Source organism: Thermoflexus sp. (assembly GCF_025055495.1).
In the GTDB taxonomy this organism is placed as follows: Bacteria; Chloroflexota; Anaerolineae; order Thermoflexales; family Thermoflexaceae; genus Thermoflexus.
This window is the reverse complement of the sequence record NZ_JANWXB010000020.1, coordinates 1-3181: the sequence shown is the minus strand read 5'-3', so window position 1 is coordinate 3181 and position 3181 is coordinate 1. Positions and strand designations below refer to the sequence as shown.

General features: G+C 68.0%; 1 protein-coding gene. It reads left to right on the top strand.

The annotated features are described in order from the left end of the window. Positions 1 to 159 precede the first annotated feature (159 nt). Positions 160 to 2886, top strand: coding sequence for a phosphoenolpyruvate carboxylase (gene ppc, locus NZM16_RS00765; protein WP_295477811.1), 2727 nt, complete (start codon positions 160 to 162; stop codon positions 2884 to 2886). The last annotated feature ends 295 nt before the right edge of the window (positions 2887 to 3181 follow it).

The window sequence follows — 3181 nt, the reverse complement described above, 5'->3', positions numbered from 1 at the left end:
AGCCTAAAACGATTCTTTCTCTCTCTTTTTCCTCGAGCCCATAGGGCCCAGGGAAAAGGCTTAGCTCGCCGCTCCTCCGAGGGCGCTCGGATCGGACTTGTCGCTTGAAATGGCGCATGACGTCATGGATCAGAATCTGATGGAGGGTTAAATCCAGCGATGACGAGCGACCAGCCGCTTCGACGGGACATCCATCTGCTCGGAGACCTGCTCGGCGAGGTGATCCGGGAGCAGGCCGGGCTGGAGGGTTTTGAACTGGAGGAGCGGGTGCGGCAGCTGGCCCGCGCCCGCCGGGCAGGCGCTGCGGAAGCGGAGCGGGCGTTGCGGGCGCTGCTGGAGGAATTGACGCTGCCGGAGCTGAACGTGATCGCCCGGGCGTTCGCCATCTTCTTCGATCTGGCCAACCTCGCCGAGGACCGTCACCGGGTGCGCGTGCTGCGGGCGCGGGAGCAGGCAGCCCATCCTCAGCCGCGGCCCGAATCCATCGCGGAGGCCTTCCAGCGGATTCGGGCCGCAGGGGTTCCTGGGGAGGCGATGCGGGCGTTACTGGATGCGCTCTCCATCGAGCCCGTGTTCACCGCCCACCCCACGGAGGCCAAGCGGCGAACCGTTCGGGGCCTCCTGGGACGGATCCGCGCGATCCTGATCGACCTGGATGCCCCGGATCGCTTGCCCCGGGAACGGGAGGCGTTGCTCCGACGCTTACGGGCGGAGCTCACGGCCTTCTGGCAGACCGATCTGATCCGGGTGCGCCGCCCGTCGGTGATGGATGAGGTGGAGAACGGCCTTTCCTTCTTTGTCCGCACCCTGTGGTCCCTGACCCCCCGGCTGTATCGGGACGTTCAGAAGGCCCTCCGGGCCACCTATCCCGAGCTGGGGGACGCGTTGCCGATCTTCCTGCGCTTCGGCTCCTGGATCGGCGGGGATCGGGATGGGAATCCCCGGGTGACGGCGGAGGTGACCGCCCAGACGTTGCGGCGCCATCGTCAGGTCGCCCTATCCCTTCATCTGCAACAGGCCCGCGATCTCTTCATCGCCTTGGGGGTTTCCACGCGCCAGGCTCCGATCACCCCCGCCCTGGCCCAGGCCCTGGCGGAGGCCGAGACGCGGTGGCCGGCCCTCAAGGAGCATCTCTCCCGCCTCTCCCCCTATGAAGCCTACCGGCGGTGGATCGCGGTGATCGCCTGGCGCCTGGAACAGACCCAGCGCTGGGACCCCATGGCGGACCCGCCTCCGGAGGGCGCTTATCGGTCCGCCCGGGAGCTGGTGGAGGACCTGGAGCGCATGCGAGAGAGCCTCCGGGAAGGCCGGGGGGAACGCATCGCGGAGGGGATCCTGTGGGACTGGTGGATCCAGGCCCGGGTGTTTGGATTCCACATGGCCCGCCTGGACGTGCGCCAGGAAGCTCGCCGTCACACGGAGGCGATCGCGGAGCTGCTCCAGGCGTCGGGCATCGCCGACTACCCGGCGCTCTCCGAAGAGAAGCAGATCGCGCTTCTGGTGGAGACCCTCCCCCGAGCGGCCGAGTTGGCCGGACAGGCGACGCCGTCAGCGGAGACAGCGGAGACCCTTGCGGTGTTCCGGCTGATCCACCAGGCCGCCCAGGCTTACGGTCCGGAGGCGCTGGGCCCTTACATCATCAGCATGGCCCGCAGCCCCGCGGACGTGTTCGCGGTGCTCTGGCTGATGGCCGCGGCCAGCGGCCTTTCGAGCCCTCCGGCTTTCTTCCGGGTCGCGCCGCTCTTCGAGACCATCGCCACCTTGCGGGAGGCGCCCCGGATCCTGGATCGGGTGCTTTCGATCCCCCTGTATCGGGAGCACCTGAGCCGTCAGGGAGACCATCAGGTGGTGATGGTCGGCTACTCCGACAGCACCAAGGACGGCGGGTATCTGGCCGCCGTCTGGGCCCTTTACCGGGCGCAGGCGGAGATGGTGCGGGTGGCCCGCGCCCACGGGGTCACCCTCACCTTCTTCCACGGCCGGGGCGGGGCCCTGGGGCGGGGCGGCGGCCCGGCGGCCCGGAGCATCCTCGGTCTCCCCCCCGACGCGGTGGGCGGGCGCCTGCGCATGACCGAACAGGGCGAGGTCCTGGCCGAACGCTACGATGATCCCCACATCGCTTACCGGCATCTGGAGCAGGTCCTGTGGGCGACGCTGCTGGTCTCCGCCCTGCCTGCCTCGGAGCCGGAGGCCGCGTGGGTGGAAGCGATGGAGCGGATGAGCGAGGCGGCCTACCGGGCCTATCGGGACCTGCTGGAGACGCCCGGCTTTCTGACCTACTTTGAGCATGCGACGCCGATCGATGGGATCGAGGAACTTCCCATCGCCTCCCGCCCGGCCCGTCGGCGGCCGGAGCGCCGGCTGGAAGACCTGCGGGCGATCCCCTGGGTGTTCTCCTGGACCCAGAGCCGCCATCTGCTCCCGGGGTGGTTCGGATTGGGAACCGGCGTGGAGACCTTCGCCCAGGCCGAAGGGGCCTCCGGCTGGTCGCTGCTGGAGGAGATGGCCCGTCGCTGGCCGTTCTTCCAGGTGGTCCTGGCGGACGCCGCCCTGGCTCTGGCGAAGACCGATCTGGGCATCGCCGGGGCCTACGCGGAGCTGGTGCCGGACGAATCCATCCGCCAGGCGGTCTGGTCCCAGATCGAGCGGGAATATCATCGGACCCGACGGGCGCTTCTGCGCATCACCGGCCTGCCGGATCTCTTAGAGGACATCCCGTGGCTGAAGCGATCGATCCAGGTGCGGAACCCGTATGTGGATCCACTGAACTTCATTCAGATCCTGTTGCTGCGGCGCTGGCGGGAACAGCCGGAGGCGGAGGAGCTCCGGGAGGCCCTGTGGCTGACGATCCAGGGGGTCGCCGCCGGGTTGCGGACGACCGGGTAAAGCAGTCTCCGTTCGCGGATCTGGTAGTAGACGATTTTAAGCGATGATTGATGAGGAGGGGGATCGAAGTTCGTGAAGGAGGACCCGCCCGATGATCAAGTAGGGGCGAAAAGCGTTTCGCCCCTACGGGGCCTTGGGGATGGGAGATCAGAGGGAACCGACGGACCGCCCCCTCCGGCGGAATAGCAGCGTTGTCCGAGCGCCCGGGGTTTCCAGGAGGCCGATCGAGGAGTCCCCTCAAGGAGCCTCATCGCTAGTGCTTTATCCACTTTTAATTTGGGGGTTTTCGGGGGCG

Bases quoted from the DNA above. Each gene is read 5' to 3' on its own strand.
- ppc (WP_295477811.1), top strand. From the start codon at position 160: ATGACGAGCGACCAGCCGCTTCGACGGGACATCCATCTGCTCGGAGAC.